Origin of the sequence: Nostoc sp. FACHB-133 (assembly GCF_014698055.1) — a bacterium.
GTDB lineage: Bacteria > Cyanobacteriota > Cyanobacteriia > Cyanobacteriales > Nostocaceae > Nostoc.
Window position 1 is genome coordinate 126,908 of sequence record NZ_JACJSH010000005.1, and the last position, 19,403, is coordinate 146,310.

At 45.4% G+C, this 19,403-nt stretch carries 3 protein-coding genes; all 3 read left to right on the forward strand.

Annotated features, from left to right (window positions below; genetic code table 11):
- The first annotated feature begins 210 nt into the window (after positions 1–210).
- Genes H6G86_RS06250 through H6G86_RS06260 form a run of 3 tightly spaced genes read left to right on the forward strand, consistent with a single transcriptional unit; the run spans position 211 to position 19,402 of the window.
- The gene (locus H6G86_RS06250; RefSeq protein WP_190933598.1) at positions 211–9,021 is read left to right on the forward strand and encodes a type I polyketide synthase; all 8,811 of its coding nucleotides are present in this window, start codon (positions 211–213) and stop codon (positions 9,019–9,021) included.
- A gap of 38 nt (positions 9,022–9,059) precedes the next feature.
- Entirely contained in the window at positions 9,060–13,739 is a 4,680-nt protein-coding gene (locus H6G86_RS06255; protein ID WP_190933599.1) for a type I polyketide synthase, read from the forward strand.
- A 50-nt stretch (positions 13,740–13,789) separates the two neighbouring features.
- Positions 13,790–19,402, forward strand: a complete 5,613-nt coding sequence (locus H6G86_RS06260; RefSeq protein WP_190933600.1) for a type I polyketide synthase — start codon at positions 13,790–13,792, stop codon at positions 19,400–19,402.
- Position 19,403 lies beyond the last annotated feature (1 nt).

Consider the following 19,403-nt stretch of genomic DNA (forward strand, 5'->3'; position numbering starts at 1 on the left):
GACTTCCAGAAAATAAATTATCCCAAATTATTTGTACATTTTTTGGCTAGGGACTTTCAAATAAAAAAATATGCCAAAACTGACGCAAAAACCCTCTGTATTTCCCCTCTCTCTGTGCCTCTGTGGTTCGATAATTTATTTCTTGGAAATCCCTAAGAGTGCTGAGTCAAAATACTAGTCCCCAGTCCCCAATTCCCAGTTCCCCCTGTTATGAAGAATACTAAACAACAATACAACAAAGAAGCGTTGGCTTTGCCCGCCGTAGGCATCGCTGTTATTGGTATGGGATGCCGATTTCCTGGGGCGAAAAATCCTGCTGCTTTCTGGCAGCTGTTGCGGGATGGGATGAATGCTATTACACAAGTTCCCGCCAATCGTTGGTCAGTGGATGACCTCTACGACCCCGATTTGGCGACCCCTGGAACGATGAATAGCCGTTGGGGAGGGTTTCTGGAAAATGTAGACCAGTTTGACGCTAAATTCTTCGGCATTTCTCCCGGTGAAGCCGCAAGTACAGACCCGCAGCAGCGTTTGTTACTAGAGGTAGCTTGGGAGACTTTAGAAAATGCTGGTTTAAATCCACAACAAGTTTCAGGGAGTCAAACAGGAGTATACATAGGCATTGGTAGCAACGATTATGCCAATGTTTGCTTTGAGGATTTGACTCAACTAAATGCTTATTATGTGACAGGCAATGCCCTCTGTACAACAGTGAATCGCCTGTCTTACTTCTTTGGTTGGCAAGGGCCGAGTCTAGCATTAGATACTGGCTGTTCTTCATCCTTGGTTGCCATCCATCTTGCCTGTCAAAGTCTGCAAACAAGAGAAATTGACCAAGCTTTGGTAGGGGCTGTTAACCTGATTTTGTCACCCAAAGCTAACATCGGATTATCCCAAGCTTGGATGATGACATCAGATAATTGTTGCAAAAGTTTTGATGCGGCTGCTGATGGTTACGTGCGGGGTGAAGGTTGCGGTTTAGTTTTGCTCAAGCGTCTAGAAGATGCAATTAGGGACGAAGACTGGATTTTAGGAATTATCCGGGGTTCAGCCGTTAATCAAAATGGCTCTGGGAAAAACTTGACTGCACCCAATCAATTAGCACAGCAGTCAGTCATCAGTCAGGCGCTAGCAAATGCTGGAGTTGAACCAGAACAAATTAGCTATATTGAAGCCCACGGAGTCGGCACACCCTTGGCTGATGTGACGGAAGCTCAGGCTCTCAAAGCAGTCTTGCGGCCAAAAGAGAATAATTCACCCTGTTTTCTCAGTTCTGTTAAAACCAACATTGGACATTTAGAACCAGCTGCGGGAATTGCTGCTTTAATTAAAGTTTTACTGTGTTTCCAACACCAAGAAATTCCACCACACCTTCATTTTCAAACCCTAAATCCAGACATTGGGGATGATTTTCCCTTTATCATTCCCACCACAACAAGTCCTTGGGAATTGAACGATACACCTCGTTTGGCTGGAATCAATTCCTTTGGTTTGGGGGGAACTAATGCCCATCTTGTTTTAGAAGAACCACCGGTTAATAATTCAAAATTCAAAATTCAAAATTCAAAATTAATAGAAAAGCCGTTACATTTGTTGACGCTATCAGCTAACTGTGAAAAGGCATTACGAGAATTAGCTAGTCTTTACAATACATATATTACTAAATCTGCCAATATTTCTCTGCCGGATATTTGCTACTCAGCGAATGTAGGTAGAGCAGCATTGAAACACCGCTTGGCTATCCCGGCGGATACATTAGAGGGCTTGCAACAAGAATTATCAGCATTCGCCAGTGGACAAGAGGCGGGAGAATGGTTTTATGGTCAACAGAACTTTACTAAAGTTGGATTCTTGTTTACAGGACAGGGAACGCAATACATTGATATGGGTCGTCAACTCTACGATACACAACCTGTATTTCGTGAGGTTCTAGAACGTTGCGATCGCCTACTCACCCCTCATTTAAATAAGTCTTTATTATCAATACTCTATCCTGAATCTGGTAGCAAACTATTACTACACGAAACCGCTTACACCCAACCTGCCTTGTTTGCCCTAGAGTTCGCCTTAGCAGAAATGTGGCGTTCCTGGGGAATCAAGCCACATTGTGTCATGGGCTACAGCTTAGGTGAATATGTCGCTGCTTGTGTTGCAGGTGTTCTCAGCTTAGAAGATGCCTTAATTTTAGTGGCAAAGCGGGGACAATTGATGCAGCAGTTACCGCAAACTGGGGCTATGGCTTGGGTATATACCTCATTAAATAAGGTAACAGAAGTACTCTTACCCTATCAGCATCAGGTTGGTATCGCTGCCATCCACGGCCAAGAAGAAATCTTAATTGCTGGTGAAAGTCAGGCTGTGCAGCAAATTCTCCAACAGTTGAAAAGTGAGGGCATAGCTTTTCTCAAGCTGAAGATAAATCAAGCTTTTCACTCTCCAGCCGTCGAACCAATACTGGATGCAATGGAGGAACTGGCCGCCACATTCACCTACAACCCACCGCAGATAAATTGGGTTTCTAGTGTGACTGGAAAATTAGTGGAGGCGATCGCACCCCAACATTGGCGCAATCATCTACGAGATACATTACAATTTTCAACGGCAGTTGATACCTTAATTGCTCAAGGTTGTAACCTGCTTCTGGAATTAGGGCCGAGTTCGACCTTAACGGAAGCAGGTAAGCGATATCAACCCCAAAGCGAGGAGATTTGGTTATCTTCCCTGAAAGAAGGATTTGAGGATTGGCAGCAGGTATTATCAACACTGAGTACCTTGTATGTACAGGGAGCAGATGTTAACTGGGCAGGATTTTACCAGGATTACCAACACCAGCGCCTAGAACTACCAACTTACCCCTTCCAAAGAAAGCGCCATTGGATAGACGCGGGAACGCAAACACCGGAGATAAATTTTGTAGAGACGCAAAATTCAGCATCTCCACTGTGGGAAAACTTGAATTTAGAGGAGATGTCAGCTAGTAGTTCGCCAAGTGAACTTGGCGGGGTAAAGGGTAAAGGGGAAGGGGGAAAGGTTTCAAATCTCTTACCCCTTACCCCTTCCCCTTTACCCAGCCATCACGCAGCATTTTTGGGTTGGCAGACTACTAGTCAGCGTTGGGAAAAATTGCAAGCCTACGTGCAAACTGAGGTAGCAACTGTTCTGGGACTGGAACCAACAGAGAAACTTGACCCAAACGAGGGGTTTGCTAGCTTGGGGATGAAATCTCTGATGGCAATTGAGTTAAAAAACCGTATTCAAACGCAACTAGGACATTCTTATTCCCTAGCGGCTACCTTGGCATTTGATTACCCCACAATTGCCACGCTCACAGAATATTTGGGTAGGGAAGTCTTGGGTTTAGATTCTCCCTCCACCAACTATGAAAACCTCCCGCACTCTTGTAAAGACGTGATTAATCGCGTCTCTACCGAAGATATCGCCATTATTAGTATGGGTTGTCGCTTTCCTGGAGGCGCAAATAATCCCGAACAGTTCTGGCAAATCCTTCAAAAAGGTATCGATGCTATTACAGAAATTCCCTCACAACGCTGGAACCTGGATAATTACTTTGACTCAGAGCCAGAAACACCAGGTAAAATGTACACCCGTCACGGGGGATTTATCGCAAACATTGACCAATTTGACGCGCAGTTTTTCGGTATCAGTCCCCGTGAAGCCATCAGCCTCGACCCACAACAACGCATATTGTTAGAAGTAAGTTGGGAAGCTTTAGAAAATGCGGCTATTGCACCACAGAATCTTGTAGGAACTCAGACAGGTGTGTTCATTGGGCTGATTTCCAACGAGTATATGCAACTGCAAATTCAGCACAAAGACCCAGAAACAATTGATGCTTATTACGGTACAGGCGGTATTGGTAGTGCGGCTGCGGGAAGGATATCTCATAGCTTAGGGCTGCGCGGGCCTAGCTTGGTAGTGGATACTGCTTGCTCGTCCTCGCTGGTTAGCATTCATTTAGCGGTTCAAAGCCTGCGGCGTGGAGAGTGCAATTTAGCATTGGCGGGTGGCGTAAACTTGATACTTCTACCGGAGACGAATATTTTCTTATCAAAATCCAAGGCTGTAGCTGCTGATGGACGCTGTAAAACCTTTGATGCTTCAGCTAATGGCTTTGTTCGAGGAGAGGGATGTGGTGTAGTTGTCCTGAAACGACTCTCTGAAGCTTTAGCTGATAATGACCCAATCTTGGCAGTAATTCGGGGTTCGGCAGTGAATCATGATGGACGTAGCAGTGGTTTTACCGTCCCCAGTACAACAGCGCAACAAGAATTGTTACATCAAGCATTAGCTAACGCTAATGTAGAAGCCCAGCAGGTGAGTTACATCGAAGCTCATGGGACTGGCACATCCTTGGGAGATCCGATTGAGGTTGGTGCATTAGCATCTGTACTCTGTGCAGGACGTTCTTTTGAACATCCACTAGTAATTAGTTCTGTTAAAACTAACATTGGTCATTTGGAAGCGGCTGCTGGAGTAGCAGGTTTGATGAAGGTTGTTTTGGCTCTACAGCATCAGGAAATTCCGCCACATCTGCACTTGCAACAACCTAATCCGATGATTGCTTGGGAGCAATTGCCATTGAGTATCCCTACATCTGGGCAATCTTGGGTAGTTAAAGACTCGGCGCGGATTGGTGGGGTGAGTTCTTTCGGGATGAGTGGTACTAATGCTCATGTGATTGTACAAGAAGCACCTTTGGAGAAAGCAGGGGGAGCAGGGGAGCAGGGGAGCAGGGGAGAAGAAATTACAATTGAGCGTCCTTTACATATACTCTGCCTTTCTGCTAAACATCCTAATTCTCTGCGGCAATTAGCTGAACAATATATCGACTATTTGGGCAAGCATGGCGATATTTCTTTGGCTAATATTACCCACACTGCCTTAGTTGGACGTTCTCATTTTTCTCATCGTTTGGCTGTTGTTGCCTCATCTCATGCCGAGATGCAAGCAAAGCTGGAAGAAGCAGATTATGACTATCAAGTGGATAGTGGTAATTTCACTAGATGCGCCTTTTTATTTACTGGGCAAGGGTCGCAGTATGTAGGGATGGGAAGACAACTGTATGAAACCCAACCTGGTTTTCGTCAAATATTGGATGAATGCGATCGCATTCTCCAACCTTTACTAGATAAATCCATCCTATCAGTCATCTTTGCTGACACCACAGAAAATCTACTCCTCGACCAAACCGCCTACACTCAACCAGCCTTATTTACCCTAGAATACGCCTTGGCGCAACTGTGGATTTCTTGGGGTATCCGTCCCTCTGCGGTGCTTGGTCACAGTGTCGGGGAATATGTGGCTGCTTGTGTGGCTGGTATTTTCTCCCTTGAGGACGGATTAAAATTGATTGCCCACCGCGCCCGCATGATGCAAGCATTACCGCAAACAGGAGGGATGGCTGCGGTTTTCGCTGGCGTAGAAGTTGTAGAACCCTTGATTGCCCTCTATCCTCAACAACTGAGCATTGCTGCCTATAACGGACAGCAAAGTTTAGTTATCTCAGGCGAGATACAGGCATTAACAGCAGTATTGCAAAAACTAGAAAGTCAAGGCATCGAAACGCGAACTTTGCAAGTATCTCATGCTTTCCACTCGCCGTTAATGGCATCGATGTTGGCAGAGTTTGAGCAAGTTGCTCAGGAAATCACTTATCGTTCCCCCAAACTAGAAATCGTTTCTAATGTTAGTGGCAAGTTGATAACTAATGCAGAGATGTCTAGTGCCAGGTATTGGGTTGAGCATATCCAAGCCAGTGTCCATTTTGCTCAAGGGATGTCAGCACTTTATACCGCAGGCTACAAAGTATTTTTAGAAGTTGGTTCTCATCCCACGTTAATCGGCATGGCACGCCGGGATTGTCCAGAAGAGTTGGAAAGTGAGGGTTTATGGCTAGCTTCGCTACGCAAAGGCAAGGAAGATTGGCAACAAATTTTAGAAAGTTTGAGCCAGTTATATCTCCAGGGAGTAGAAATTGATTGGCTCGGATTCGAGAACGGCTATACACGAAATAAAGTAATATTACCCAACTATGCTTGGCAGCACCAACGCTATTGGTTTGAAACCACTACCAAAAAACTAGTAGTACACTCACAATTGCATCCCCTGTTAGGTCAACGCCTACATTCTCCACTCTTCAAGAGTCTAGTATTTGAGAGCGAATTCCAGACAGATAACTTGCCCTTTCTAGCCGATCATCGGATCTACGGGTCGATAGTTGCACCAGGAGCATCTTATATTGCTATGTTGACCCTAGCAGGTAAGCATATTTTCGGAACTAATGCAGTGTCTCTTCAACAGATTACGTTTCGAGAGCCTTTAATCATACCTGAAGATAGCAGCGTCAAAGTGCAATTGATTTTGCAACTGGGCAAAAATCAAGATTATAGTTTTGAACTATTCAGCTTAGAGGGTAATGAGCAGTGGTGTCTCCATGCAACTGGTGAGTTATCTACCTTGTCTGCTACTAGAGAAACTTGGTCTTGGGGAGAAATACAGGCGCGTTGTCCTGAAAAATCGACTGGTTCGCAGGTATTTTATCGGGATGTCGGAGATGCTGGGCTAGATTTGGGTGTAAGTTTTCAATGGATTGGTGATTTCTGGCGACGAGATGGGGAAGCCATTTGTCAGATGCAACTACCTCCGGGTTGTGAAACAGAGACTAAGTTATATCCATTACATCCGGGGCTGATAGATTCTTGTTTGCGACTGTTGGGAGGTACTTTACCAGCAGAGATTCGAGACGCTGATGTTTATGTACCAATTAGTTTAGGTGGCTTTCAACTCTGGCAAAATCTGGACTTGAGTCAGCCCTTATGGTGTCACGCCCGCCTGCAAACCAATAATCCAGAGGTGATAGTAGGAGATGTACAGTTATTAGATGAATCTGGACAAGCGATCGCTCAATTCTCGGAACTCTGTTTAAAGCGATCGCCACAGCAAGCATTACTCAAACAACCCAATCTCCAAGACTGGCTTTATCAAATCACTTGGCGACTCCAAGAACGAACAATTACGCAGTCATCTTTAGTAGTACAACAGCAATATTGGATACTTCTAATTGATGAAGATGCTGTAGGCGCAGAATTAGTGAAATTGTTGCAGGCAGAAGGTAAATCTTGTGTGGCAGTCATCCCTGGTTCTACTTACCAATCTTTGCAAGAAGGTAAAATTTACATTAATCCAGCCGAACCCCAGCATTTCGACCAACTGCTTCAAGAAGTCTCAATTAAACCAGGAATAGCTCTCCACATTGTACATTTGTGGAGTTTGGCTACTGGAGATTTGCTAGATTCTACACAAATTCGTGTCTGTGGTAGTGTTTTACATTTAACTCAAGCCTTAGCTCGGATAAATTCTCCACTAGCTAGTAGTTCGCCAAGTGAACTTGGCGGGGTAAAGGGTAAAGGGGAAGGGGGAAAGGTTTCAAATCCCTTACCCCTTACCCCTTCCCCTTTCCCCAGCCATCACGCAGCATTTTTGGGTTGGCAGACTGCTAGGCTGTGGTTGATTTCTAGGGGTAGCCAGTCAATTAATCTACAATCTGAAATCGCCCTGTCTCAAACACCTCTCTGGGGATTGGGGCGAGTTATAGCAACAGAATATAGCGAAGTTTTTGCAGGGCTAATTGATTTAGATCCCCAAAGTTCAACTGTAGAAGCCGCAACTCAGTTGTGGGCAGAACTTTCCCATCCAGAATTGGGCGAACAAGTCGCCTTACGGGGAAATCAGCGCTACATCTCCCGTTTGCAACGCTTTCCCAACACCATAGATTTCTCTGCTTCCTTTAACCCTTCCCTTGGGACTTACCTGATTACAGGCGGACTAGGAGGACTGGGGTTAACAGTGGCTAATTGGTTGGTTGAACGAGGTGTGCAACATTTAGTATTAGTGGGTAGACGCTCGCCATCGGATAGAGCTAAAAGTGCGATCGCTTCTTGGGAAAACGCTGGCGTGCAAGTTACAGTCGCCCAAGCAGATATTACACAACTTGAACAAGTACAAAAAATACTTGAGGGCATTGAACCTCAGTTTCCCTTACGAGGTGTTATCCATGCAGCCGGAATTTTAGACGATGGGATTTTACTCCAACAAAACTGGGAGCGATTTACTAGGGTAATGGCTCCGAAAGTACAGGGTGCTTGGAATCTGCATATCCTGACTCAAGATAAACCTTTGGAATTATTTGTCTTGTTCTCTTCCGTTGCTTCAGTGTTGGGAACCACAGGACAAGCAAACTACGCAGCAGCAAACGCCTTTCTTGATGGGTTAGCCGATTATCGTCGCTCCCAAGGGCTGGCGGGATTGAGTATCAACTGGGGAGCGTGGGCGGAAGTGGGAATGGCTGCAACCTCAACAGGTTCTCCAGTGGGAGTAGAGCAAATTTTACCCGAACAAGGATTACAAATTTTGGCAGCATTAACGCATCAAACCAACACTGGACAAGTTGCGGTTTTACCAGTGCGCTGGTCAAAATTTATCCCTCACTACTACACCCAGAAAGTACCGCCTTTGCTGAGTGAGTTTGTTGATTCAAGGCAAAACCAAGAGACTGCACAGCCAGTTTTGGCAGCAAAACCAGAGATATTACGACAACTCCAGGAGGCTCACCCCGCAGATATTCAGCAAATTTTATTTAATTACATCCGTGACGAAGTAGCGAAAATCTTACGGCTCAATTCATCTGAGGAACTGCAACCGCGTCAGCGTTTATTTGAAGTGGGATTAGATTCACTCATGGCAATTGAGTTGAGAAATCGTTTGCAATCAAGTCTGGAGTCTTCTCTGCCAACCACCTTGTTATTTGATTATCCCACCTTAGAAACCTTAACTAAATATCTCACTAACGATGTCTTGGATGTGAAAACTGCATCTCCACCGCCAAAAAGGGATCGCTTCGACACCGAAATCAGCGATATTCAACAGCTTTCGCAAACAGAACTAGAGCGATCGTTAGCGGCAGAATTAGCCAGCATTGATGAATTAATGAAAAAAATCTAATCCCAATCAACAGGATGTTTAGCGACAGGGTTCAGAGCATGACTAAAATCGACACAGAGCAAAACAACATTAATCAACTACAACGCGCATTGCTGGCATTAAAAGAAATGCGTGGTAAGTTGGAGGCGATCGAGCGTGCTAAAACAGAACCCATCGCTGTGATTGGGATGGCGTGTCGCTTTCCTGGGGGAGCCGATAACCCAGATGCTTTTTGGCAAATTCTCCAGCATGGTGTAGATACCATTCAGGAAATTCCCCAAGAACGTTGGGATACGGAAGCTTATTACAGCCCAAATCCCGATGCTGAAGGAAAATCCTACATTCGCTATGGTGGTTTTTTAAAAGATATCGATTTGTTCGATGCCAACTTCTTTGAAATCTCTCCCAGAGAAGCCGTTAGTACAGACCCACAACAACGCTTACTACTAGAAGTCAGTTGGGAAGCCCTAGAAAATGCCGGACAGTGTATCGAAAGGCTGTCGCAAACTCAAACAGGCGTATTTATTGGCGTGATGAACAACGATTACTCACGCCTCTATTCTGGTAACTCTAATAGTATTGACACTTACTTTGGTACAGGCAACAGTTTTAGCTTTATTTCCGGTCGCCTTTCCTATATTCTGGGTTTACAAGGGCCGAGCTTAGTTGTAGATACCGCTTGTTCGTCATCTCTAGTATCGTTACATTTAGCCTGCCAAAGTTTGCGTTCTGGAGAATGCGACCAAGCTCTAGCAGGCGGAGTCAATCTGATTTTGTCACCAGACACAAATATTTTTCTCTCCAAAATGCGCGCAGTTGCACCCGATGGACGCTGCAAATCCTTTGATGCCTTAGCTGATGGCTACACTAGGGGCGAAGGCTGCGGAGTGTTGGTACTTAAGCGTTTGTCGGATGCTGTGGCGGCTGGCGACTCTATCCTCGCATTGATTAAAGGTTCAGCAGTCAATCACGACGGCCCTAGTGGTGGACTAACAGTACCTAGCGGCCCCGCACAACAAAAACTACTGCGTCAGGCTCTAGCTAACAGTAGGGTTTCAGCACAGCAAGTGAGTTACATCGAAGCGCATGGTACGGGGACTTCCTTGGGCGATCCCATCGAAATTAACGCTTTAGCTTCTGTTTTGTGTGAACAACGCTCTTTTGAGCAGCCTTTGGTTGTTGGTTCTGTGAAAACCAATATTGGTCATTTGGAAGCAGCAGCCGGAGTTGCAGGTGTAATCAAGGTAATATTATCCCTACAACACCAGAAAATTCCACCTCATCTCCATCTCAAGCAACCTAACCCCCATATTCCTTGGCAAGAACTACCACTAGCTATTCCTACCACAGCTAAACCGTGGCATTCTGAAAACAATACTCGAATTGCTGGAGTGAGTTCCTTTGGCTTGAGTGGTACTAATGCCCATGTGGTGATAGAAGCAGCACCTTTGGAGAAAGCAGGGGAGGTAGGGGAGCAGGGGAGCAGGGGGGAAGAAATTACAGAGCGTCCTTTACATCTATTAACTCTGTCAGCCAAACATCCTCAAGCCTTACAAAAATTAGCTCAAAACTACATCAAGTACCTTTCATCCCATCCAGATATAGCCCTTGGTAACATCACCTTTACTTCTCAAGTCGGGAGAACTCATTTCTCACATCGCCTCGCCATCATCGCCGCCGACCATCAACAAATGCAACAACAGTTGCAAGCCTATTTGAGTGATACCGATGATTTCAGTATCCATAACGGACACACCAGCCAGCAAACCAAAAAAATTGCTTTCCTCTTCACTGGACAAGGTTCACAGTATCGCTGCATGGGTCGGCAACTGTATGAAACTCAACCAAGTTTCCGCCAAACTCTTAACCAATGTGACACCCTACTGCTGCCTCTACTAGGCGAGTCAATTTTATCGGTAATCTTCTGTGACAACTCAGAAGGCGATCGCCTTAACCAAACCGCATACACCCAAGTTGCGTTATTCGTCATAGAATACGGACTTGCCCAACTGTGGCTATCCTGGGGTATCCGTCCCACAGCAGTTGTAGGTCACAGTGTCGGGGAATATGTCGCCGCTTGTATCGCTGGTATTTTTTGTTTAGAAGATGCACTGAAATTAATTGTCCAACGTGCTTCTTTGATGCAAGCCTTACCCCAAGGTGGAGGGATGGCAGCAGTATTCGCCACTCTAGAACAAGTTAGACCTTTAATTGCTGACTATCCGCAACAATTGAGTATTGCAGCGATTAATGGCGAACAAAGTATTGTCTTATCTGGAGAATTAGAGATACTCAATTCGGTACTGCAAAAACTAGAAAGCCAAGGTATTGAAACTAGAAAATTGCAAGTATCCCATGCCTTCCACTCGCCCTTAATGCAGCCGACGTTGGCGAAGTTTGAGCAAGTGGCAGCAACAGTAAAATATCAACAGCCGCAACTAGATATTGTCTCCAATGTCACAGGCAAGATTGTCAGACAACAGGAAATGTCAAATGCGGCGTATTGGGTAGAACATATCCGAGCAAGTGTGCAATTTGCTGCCAGTATGCAGACATTGTATCAAGTAGGATATGAGGTGTTTGTCGAGGTGGGGTCACATCCGACATTGTTGGGGATGGCACGGCGTGAGTGTCCTGAAGTACTGGATGAGCAGGGGTTATGGCTGGCTTCGCTGCGAAAAGGAAAGGAAGATTGGCAGCAGTTATTAGATTCGGTGGCGCAGTTGTATGTGGCTGGGGTAAAAATTGATTGGCGAGGGTTTGAGGCTGATTACCCGCGTCATAAGGTGGTTTTACCGAATTATCCTTGGCAGCGTCAACGTTATTGGCTACCTACTGCGACGACAATGCGATCGCCCTCTTCCCAATCCTCTCTCTCAGCAGAACTACAAGATTGGCTTTATGAGGTGCAATGGCAACCCCAAACCTCATCAGATAAAACACTTGCGATCGCACCTGCTCACTGGTTGATTTTAAGCGATCGCACAGGCGTTGCTGATAACTTGGCGCAACTGTTAGCCAAACAGGGTCATACTTATACTTTAGTTTTCTCAGGCGATTGCACTCACTTTGAGCAACTGCTAGACGGTATCCCAACTCAGTCACCATTGCAGATTTTACATCTGTGGAGTTTGGATGATACTAGAGAGGCAGATTTAATATTGACAAATATTCAAAATTATGTATCGGCTGTATTGCATCTCATCCAAGCACTAGCCAGTCGCCAGCAGTCGATATCGGCGCGGTTGTGGTTGGTAACACAAGGGACGCAGGTAATTGGAGATTCTGGGGAAATTGCGATCGCTGCTGCACCATTATGGGGTTTGGGTGGAGTGATTGCAATGGAATACCCCGAAATCTGGGGAGGTATGGTGGATCTCGACCCCAGCAGTTCACCAGCTGATGCTGCGGCTTTATTACTGGCAAAACTGCCAACAATGATTTTAGGCGATCGCATTGCTTGGCGACATCAACAGTGGCATACTGCGCGTTTGGTGCGTAGTCAAATTTCACCATTAGCCGCCAAATCCCTCAAATTCACTCCAGAGGGAACATACTTAATTGCTGGCGGACTTGGTGCTTTGGGTCTGCAAATTGCCCGTTGGTGTGTGGAACAGGGTGCAAGATATTTAGTGTTACTCGGTCGAAGTTCTCCAAGTGAAAGCGCTCAAGCAACAATTCGAGAGTTAGAACAAACAGGTACGCAAATAACAGTAGTACAGGTAGATATTGCCCAAGCCGAACAGTTACAGCCAGCGCTGACAGCACTGCAAACAAACCATCCCCCATTGCTCGGCATTATCCATGCAGCAGGTGTTCTAGATGATGGGATGCTGCTACAACAAAACTGGGAACGGTTCGCTAGGGTGATGGCTCCTAAAATCCAAGGTGCATGGAATCTGCACACCCTGACACTGGATCAACCCCTAGATTTCTTTGTACTATTTTCATCAACAGCTTGCATCCTTGGCGCACCAGGTCAAAGCAACTATGCTGCTGCCAATGCCTTTTTAGATGCTTTAGCACATTACCGACAAAAACAAGGATTAGTCGCTACCAGTATCAACTGGGGGCCGTGGGCAGAGGTCGGGATGGCAGCATCATTCGGTCAAAGGTTAGCGGCAGAGGGCATTGATTTGATTCCACCAAACCAAGCCTTGCAGTTACTCAGACATTTCCTGCAACAGAGAGTTTGTCAAGTAACTGTACTCCCCGTCAACTGGACGCAGTTTTTACAACGCTTTCCTACAGGACAACAACCTGCTTACTTTCAGGAATTATTTTCGGATAGACAACAGCAAAAAGACCAGCCATCCGAACTACAACAACGCCTACAAGCAACACCTGTTAACGAATGGAAATCTCTGTTAGTTGCTCACATTAGCGATGAAATTACCAGCATCTTAGGCTTGATCCCATCCCAAACCCTCGACCCCCTACAAGGATTTGCGACGATGGGCATGGATTCACTTACGTCAGTGGAATTTCGGAATCGCCTACAAAAAAGTTTAGGTAAATCGTTGCCTTCAACACTGACATTCAATTATCCCAACATCGATACATTAGCAAGTTATTTTGTCAATACCCTAGATAACCAAAATATGCAGCCTGAAAGCAAACCAACATTAGTTAATCCCAGCCAATCTATGACGGTGACACAAATCAAACAACTCTCAGAAGAACAGGTCGAATCCATGATTGATGAAGAATTAGCTTCCCTGATTGAATTTAGTCATTAGTCATTGGTCATTTGTCCTTAGTTCTTCTCTCCTTTGTTCTGTAAACCAAAATGAGCCAAATGGAAAGTATCGACCAGCTATCACCATCCCAACGCGCCCTTTTGGCGTTGAAAGAACTACGTGCCAAGATTGATGCAATGGAACGGGCAAAAACAGAACCGATCGCAATTGTTGGTATGGCGTGTCGGTTTCCGGGTGGTGCTGACGATCCAGAAACATTTTGGCAGATATTACGGGACGGTACTGATGCCATTGTAGAAGTGCCAAGCGATCGCTGGGATATTGATGCTTATTACGACCCCAACCCAGATAGGCCTGGTAAAATGTCTAGCCGCTACGGTGGCTTTTTAAAGCAAGTAGATCGATTCGATGCTGAGTTTTTTGGGATCTCGCCACGGGAAGCAATTAGCATCGACCCTCAACAGCGTTTGTTATTAGAAGTCAGTTGGGAAGCTTTAGAAAATGCTTGTCAACCTCCTTCTGAACTTATGGGTAGTTCAACGGGGGTGTTTGTCGGTGTTACTACTAATGATTACACTCGCTTTTATGCCCAGGCGGGGGAACAGGGAATTGACGCTTATCAAGGAACGGGTAGCGCTTTTAGTGCGATGGTTGGTCGTCTTTCCTTTGTTTTGGGTTTGCAAGGGCCTTGTGTAGCACTGGATACTGCTTGTTCTTCTTCTTTGGTTTCCGTTCACCTGGCTTGTCAAAGCCTCCGCAACGGCGAGTGCGAGTTAGCTTTAGCCGGGGGAGTCAACCTGATTCTCACACCAGAAGCCAACATTATGTTCTCCAAGGCGAGAATGATGGCAGCAGATGGACGTTGTAAAACCTTTGATGCCGCAGCTAACGGTTACGTGCGAGGAGAAGGTTGTGGCATAGTCGTACTCAAACGCCTTTCTCAAGCACAAGCCCAAGGAGATAGAATCCTGGCGGTAATTCGCGCTTGTGCGGTCAATCAAGATGGTCGCAGCAGTGGGTTAACAGTACCCAACGGCATCGCTCAAGAAAACTTGATTCGGCAAGCGATCGCTAATGCTAAAGTACAACCACAGCAAGTAAGCTACGTTGAAGCCCACGGTACAGGGACATCTTTAGGAGATCCGATTGAAGTAGAAGCGATCGCTGCTACTTTAGCAAAAGAGCATACTACAGATCGGCCTTTGGCGATCGGTTCTGTCAAAACCAACATCGGTCATTTGGAATCGGCTGCTGGCGTTGCAGGTTTGATGAAGGTGGTGTTGGCACTACAACATCAACAAATTCCACCCCATCTACATCTAAATCAACCTAACCCGTTGATTCCTTGGTCAGAACTGCCTTTAACAATTCCCAAAACTCTTACACCTTGGCAAACCAATGGTGAAACTCGAATTGCTGCGGTAAGTTCCTTTGGATTTAGCGGTACAAATGCCCACGCCATATTAGAAGAAGCACCTGTGTTTGAGCAGGGGGCAGGGGGCAGGGGGCAGGGAGCAGGGGAGCAGGGGAGCAGGGGAGAAGAAATTACGGAGCGTCCTTTACATCTATTAACTCTGTCAGCCAAACATCCTCAAGCCTTGCAGCAACTCGCTCAAAATTACATCAAGTACCTCTCATCCCACGCAGAAATTCCCCTTGGTGATATCACTCACACTTCACAAATCGGCAGAACACACTTTAGTCATCGCCTCGCAATTATCGCCGATGAACATCAGCAGATACAACAAAAGTTGCAAGCCTATCTAGACAACAGTGAAATCATCGGTATTCATCACGGACATAGCAGCCAGCAAAGCAAAAAAATTGCCTTCCTTTTCACTGGACAAGGGTCACAATATCGCAATATGGGTAGGCAACTGTATCAAACTCAGCCGAGTTTCCGCCAAACTCTAGACAACTGCGACACCCTACTGCAACCACTGTTGGGTGAATCAATTCTTGAAGTTATATTCTCGGAAAACTCAGAAGATACTCGCCTTGACCAAACAGCCTACACCCAAGTTGGATTATTCGTTCTAGAATATGCCCTAGCCCAACTATGGCTATCTTGGGGTATCAGTCCCACAGCAGTTTTAGGTAACAGTGTCGGGGAATATGTCGCCGCTTGTATCGCTGGTATTTTCTCTTTAGAAGATGCACTGAAATTAATTGTCCAACGTGCTTCTTTGATGCAAGCCTTACGCCAAGGCGGAGGTATGGCAGCAGTATTCACCACGGTAGAACAAGTTACACCGTTAATTGCTGACTATCCGCAACAGTTGAGTATTGCAGCGATTAATGGCGAACAAAGTATTGTCTTATCTGGAGAATTGCAGGTATTAAATGCTGTAGTCCAAAAACTAGAAAGCCAAGGTATTGAAACTAGAAAATTGCAAGTATCCCATGCTTTCCACTCACCTTTGATGCAGCCGATGTTGGCGAAGTTTGAGCAAGTGGCAGCAACAGTAAAATATCAACAGCCGAAATTAGATATTGTCTCCAATGTCACAGGCAAGATTGTCAGACATGAGGAAATGTCAAATGCGGCTTACTGGGTAGAACATATCCGAGCGAGTGTGCAATTTGCTGCCAGTATGCAGGCATTGTATCAAGCAGGATATGAGGTGTTTGTGGAAATTGGCCCTCATCCGATATTGTTGGGGATGGCACGGCGCGAGTGTCCTGAAATATTGGATGAGCAGGGGTTATGGCTAGCTTCACTGCGAAAAGGAAAGGAAGATTGGCAGCAGTTGTTAGATTCAGTGGCGCAGTTGTATGTGGCTGGGGTAGAAATTGATTGGCGAGGGTTTGAGGCTGATTACCCGCGTCATAAGGTGGTTTTACCGAATTATCCTTGGCAGCGTCAACGTTATTGGTTGCCTACTGCTACCAGCAAGCCAATAGTTAGACAAATCAGCGAAAATCTGCTGCATCCTTTGTTGGGTTATCAGTTGCGATCGCCATCTCTCAAGGATATTGTTTTTGAAACTCATTTGAACACAGCTAGTTTACCTTTCCTCGATGACCACCAAATTTATGACACGGTGGTAGTACCGGGAGCTTCGCATATTTCTATGTTGTTGCTTGGAGGTCAAGAAATTCTGGGAACAGGGGCAATTTCGCTGAGTAACATTACATTTAGGGAAGCGCTGACGATTGGCGATCGCGAGACTATCAATGTACAACTTATTTTGCAACCTGAAGCCGCAGGTAAATATAAATTTGAACTATTTAGTTTTAATAAACAAATAGATAACTGGTTGGTACACGCTACAGGACGACTCAGCCAAGATGCAGGCGATATTGAAAAACCTTTATCTTGGGCTGAGTTACAGACGCGTTGCTCCCAAATGCTGGCTGGTTCAGATTTCTATGCCCAAGTTAGAGAACAAGGATTGCAACTTGGTCAGCGTTTTCAATGGGTAGAATCTATGTGGCGGTGTGATGGTGAAGCATTGTGCCAAATGCAATTTCCCCAAGAATTTGCAGATGAAATCAACACATACCTTATATATCCGGGATTAATCGATTCCTGTTTTCAGTTTTTAGGCTTTGCTTTACCCCAAGAACGACGAGATAACCAAGTTTACGTACCCTTTAGCATAAATCACTTTTATTTTTGCCAGTCGCCAGATTTTAACAGCCGTTTGTGGTGTTACGGAAAGCTAAATTCTCAAACAAGTTCAACAGCAGGAATGTTCATCGGTGATATCTGGCTGCTGAATGAAGTCGGAGAACTAGTAGCCTACATTGAGGGACTTTGCTTAAAGCAAGCACCGCGTCAAGCTTTGCTCAGAGCCAACCAAGCACCGACTCAGGAATGGCTCTATCAAATCCAGTGGCAACCAAAATCGAGATTATCAGAACAATTACCTGCTATTCCCGGTCGTTGGCTAATTTTCACCGATGCTAATGGTATTGGTAGAGCATTGGCACAAAAATTAGAACATCAAGGCAAAGTTTGCATCCTTGTTTCTGTTGGTGAAATCTATCAACAAATTACTGAAAATCAGTTTCAAATCGACCCTAGTAAACCGCAACATTTCCATCAACTCTTGCAAGATATGGGGTCAGATAATGCACCATTGCAGGGTATTGTTCATCTCTGGAGTCTGCTGGAAACCGAACAAACAAACAACCTAACTAGTTGCGGTAGTACTATCTACCTGTTGCAAGCCTTATCCAAATTATCAAACTGCCAAGCACGATTGTGGCTGTTTACCCAAGGTAGTCAACCTGTTGGTGATGAATTGACAATGAACAGTCTGACTCAAGCGCCTCTGTGGGGACTTGGGCGAGTAATTGCCATTGAGTACCCAGCTATTTGGGGCGGCTTGGTAGATATTGATACTAATAATTCTCCAGAACAGACAGCAGAGTTGGTACTAGGGGATATCTTACAACCAGAGTCAGAAGATCATCTGGCTTTTCGCAACCATGAACGTTATGTGGCTCGTTTAGTTCGAGCAAAACCTCAAGTATCAACACAACCTGTAACATTTTCTGCCGATGCTACTTATCTAATTACTGGGGGACTAGGCGCACTAGGACTAGAAGTTGCTCGTTGGATGATAAAGCAGGGAGTACAAAACTTAATTTTAGTTAGTCGTCGTTCGCCTTCGGTAACTGCGTTGAATACTATTCAAGAGATGGAACAGGCAGGGGTTCGGGTGCAGGTAATACAAGCAGATATTACCGATTTCAACCAAGTTAAACAACTCCTGGAACCCTGCAAATCTCAACTACGAGGCATTATCCATGCAGCTGGAGTGTTGAGCGATCGCATTATCTTACAGCAAACCTGGGAAAGTTTTACTCAAGTAATGGCTCCAAAAATTCAGGGAGCCTGGAATTTACACCATTTAACTGAGGATATATCGCTGGATTTCTTTGTGATGTTTTCCTCAGCCGCCTCTTTGTTGGGTGCAGCCGCACAAGGAAACTATGCAGCTGCAAATGCCTTTTTAGATGCCTTCGCCCACTACCGCCATTCTCAAGGACTACCTGCACTCAGTATCAACTGGGGAGCTTGGGCAGAAGTAGGGATGGCAGCAACCTTAGACCACAGTCTGTCTGTAGGAGTGGAACGTATTGGACTTCAACAGGGATTACAGGTATTAGAGTTGTTGCTGAGTCAAGCCGATATGGCACAAGTGGGTGTGATTCCTGTCAATTGGCAAACCTTCCTCAAACAATATCGTCCTGGTGAAATACCGCCACTGCTGCAAGATTTTGCTGAGTATACCCAACCCGAAGAGAAATCAGAAACTAACCAAAGCACAATTCTGGAAAAACTGCAACAAGTTTCTGACGACAAACGACAGTCTTTGCTGCTAACCCACGTCCGCAAACTGGCTGCAAAAGTGTTGCGACTCAATTCTTGGCAAAACCTCGATGCCGACAAACCCTTAATTGAAATGGGTCTCGACTCACTCATGGCGCTGGAGTTACGAAATGTTCTCGAAAATAGTTTGGCTTGCTCCTTACCAGCCACATTGTTATTTGATTATCCGAGTCTGCAAACTTTAGTGAATCATTTAATCCAAGATGTGATGTCGTTATCCAAATTAGAGGACTCATCACCTGCACCATCACTAGAGGAGAGTGAACCATTAATCTCCCTGGAGGATTTAACCAGGATGTCGGAAGCAGAAACAGAATTGCTACTCCTGAAAAAACTAGAACTGATAGATGGTAACTGAG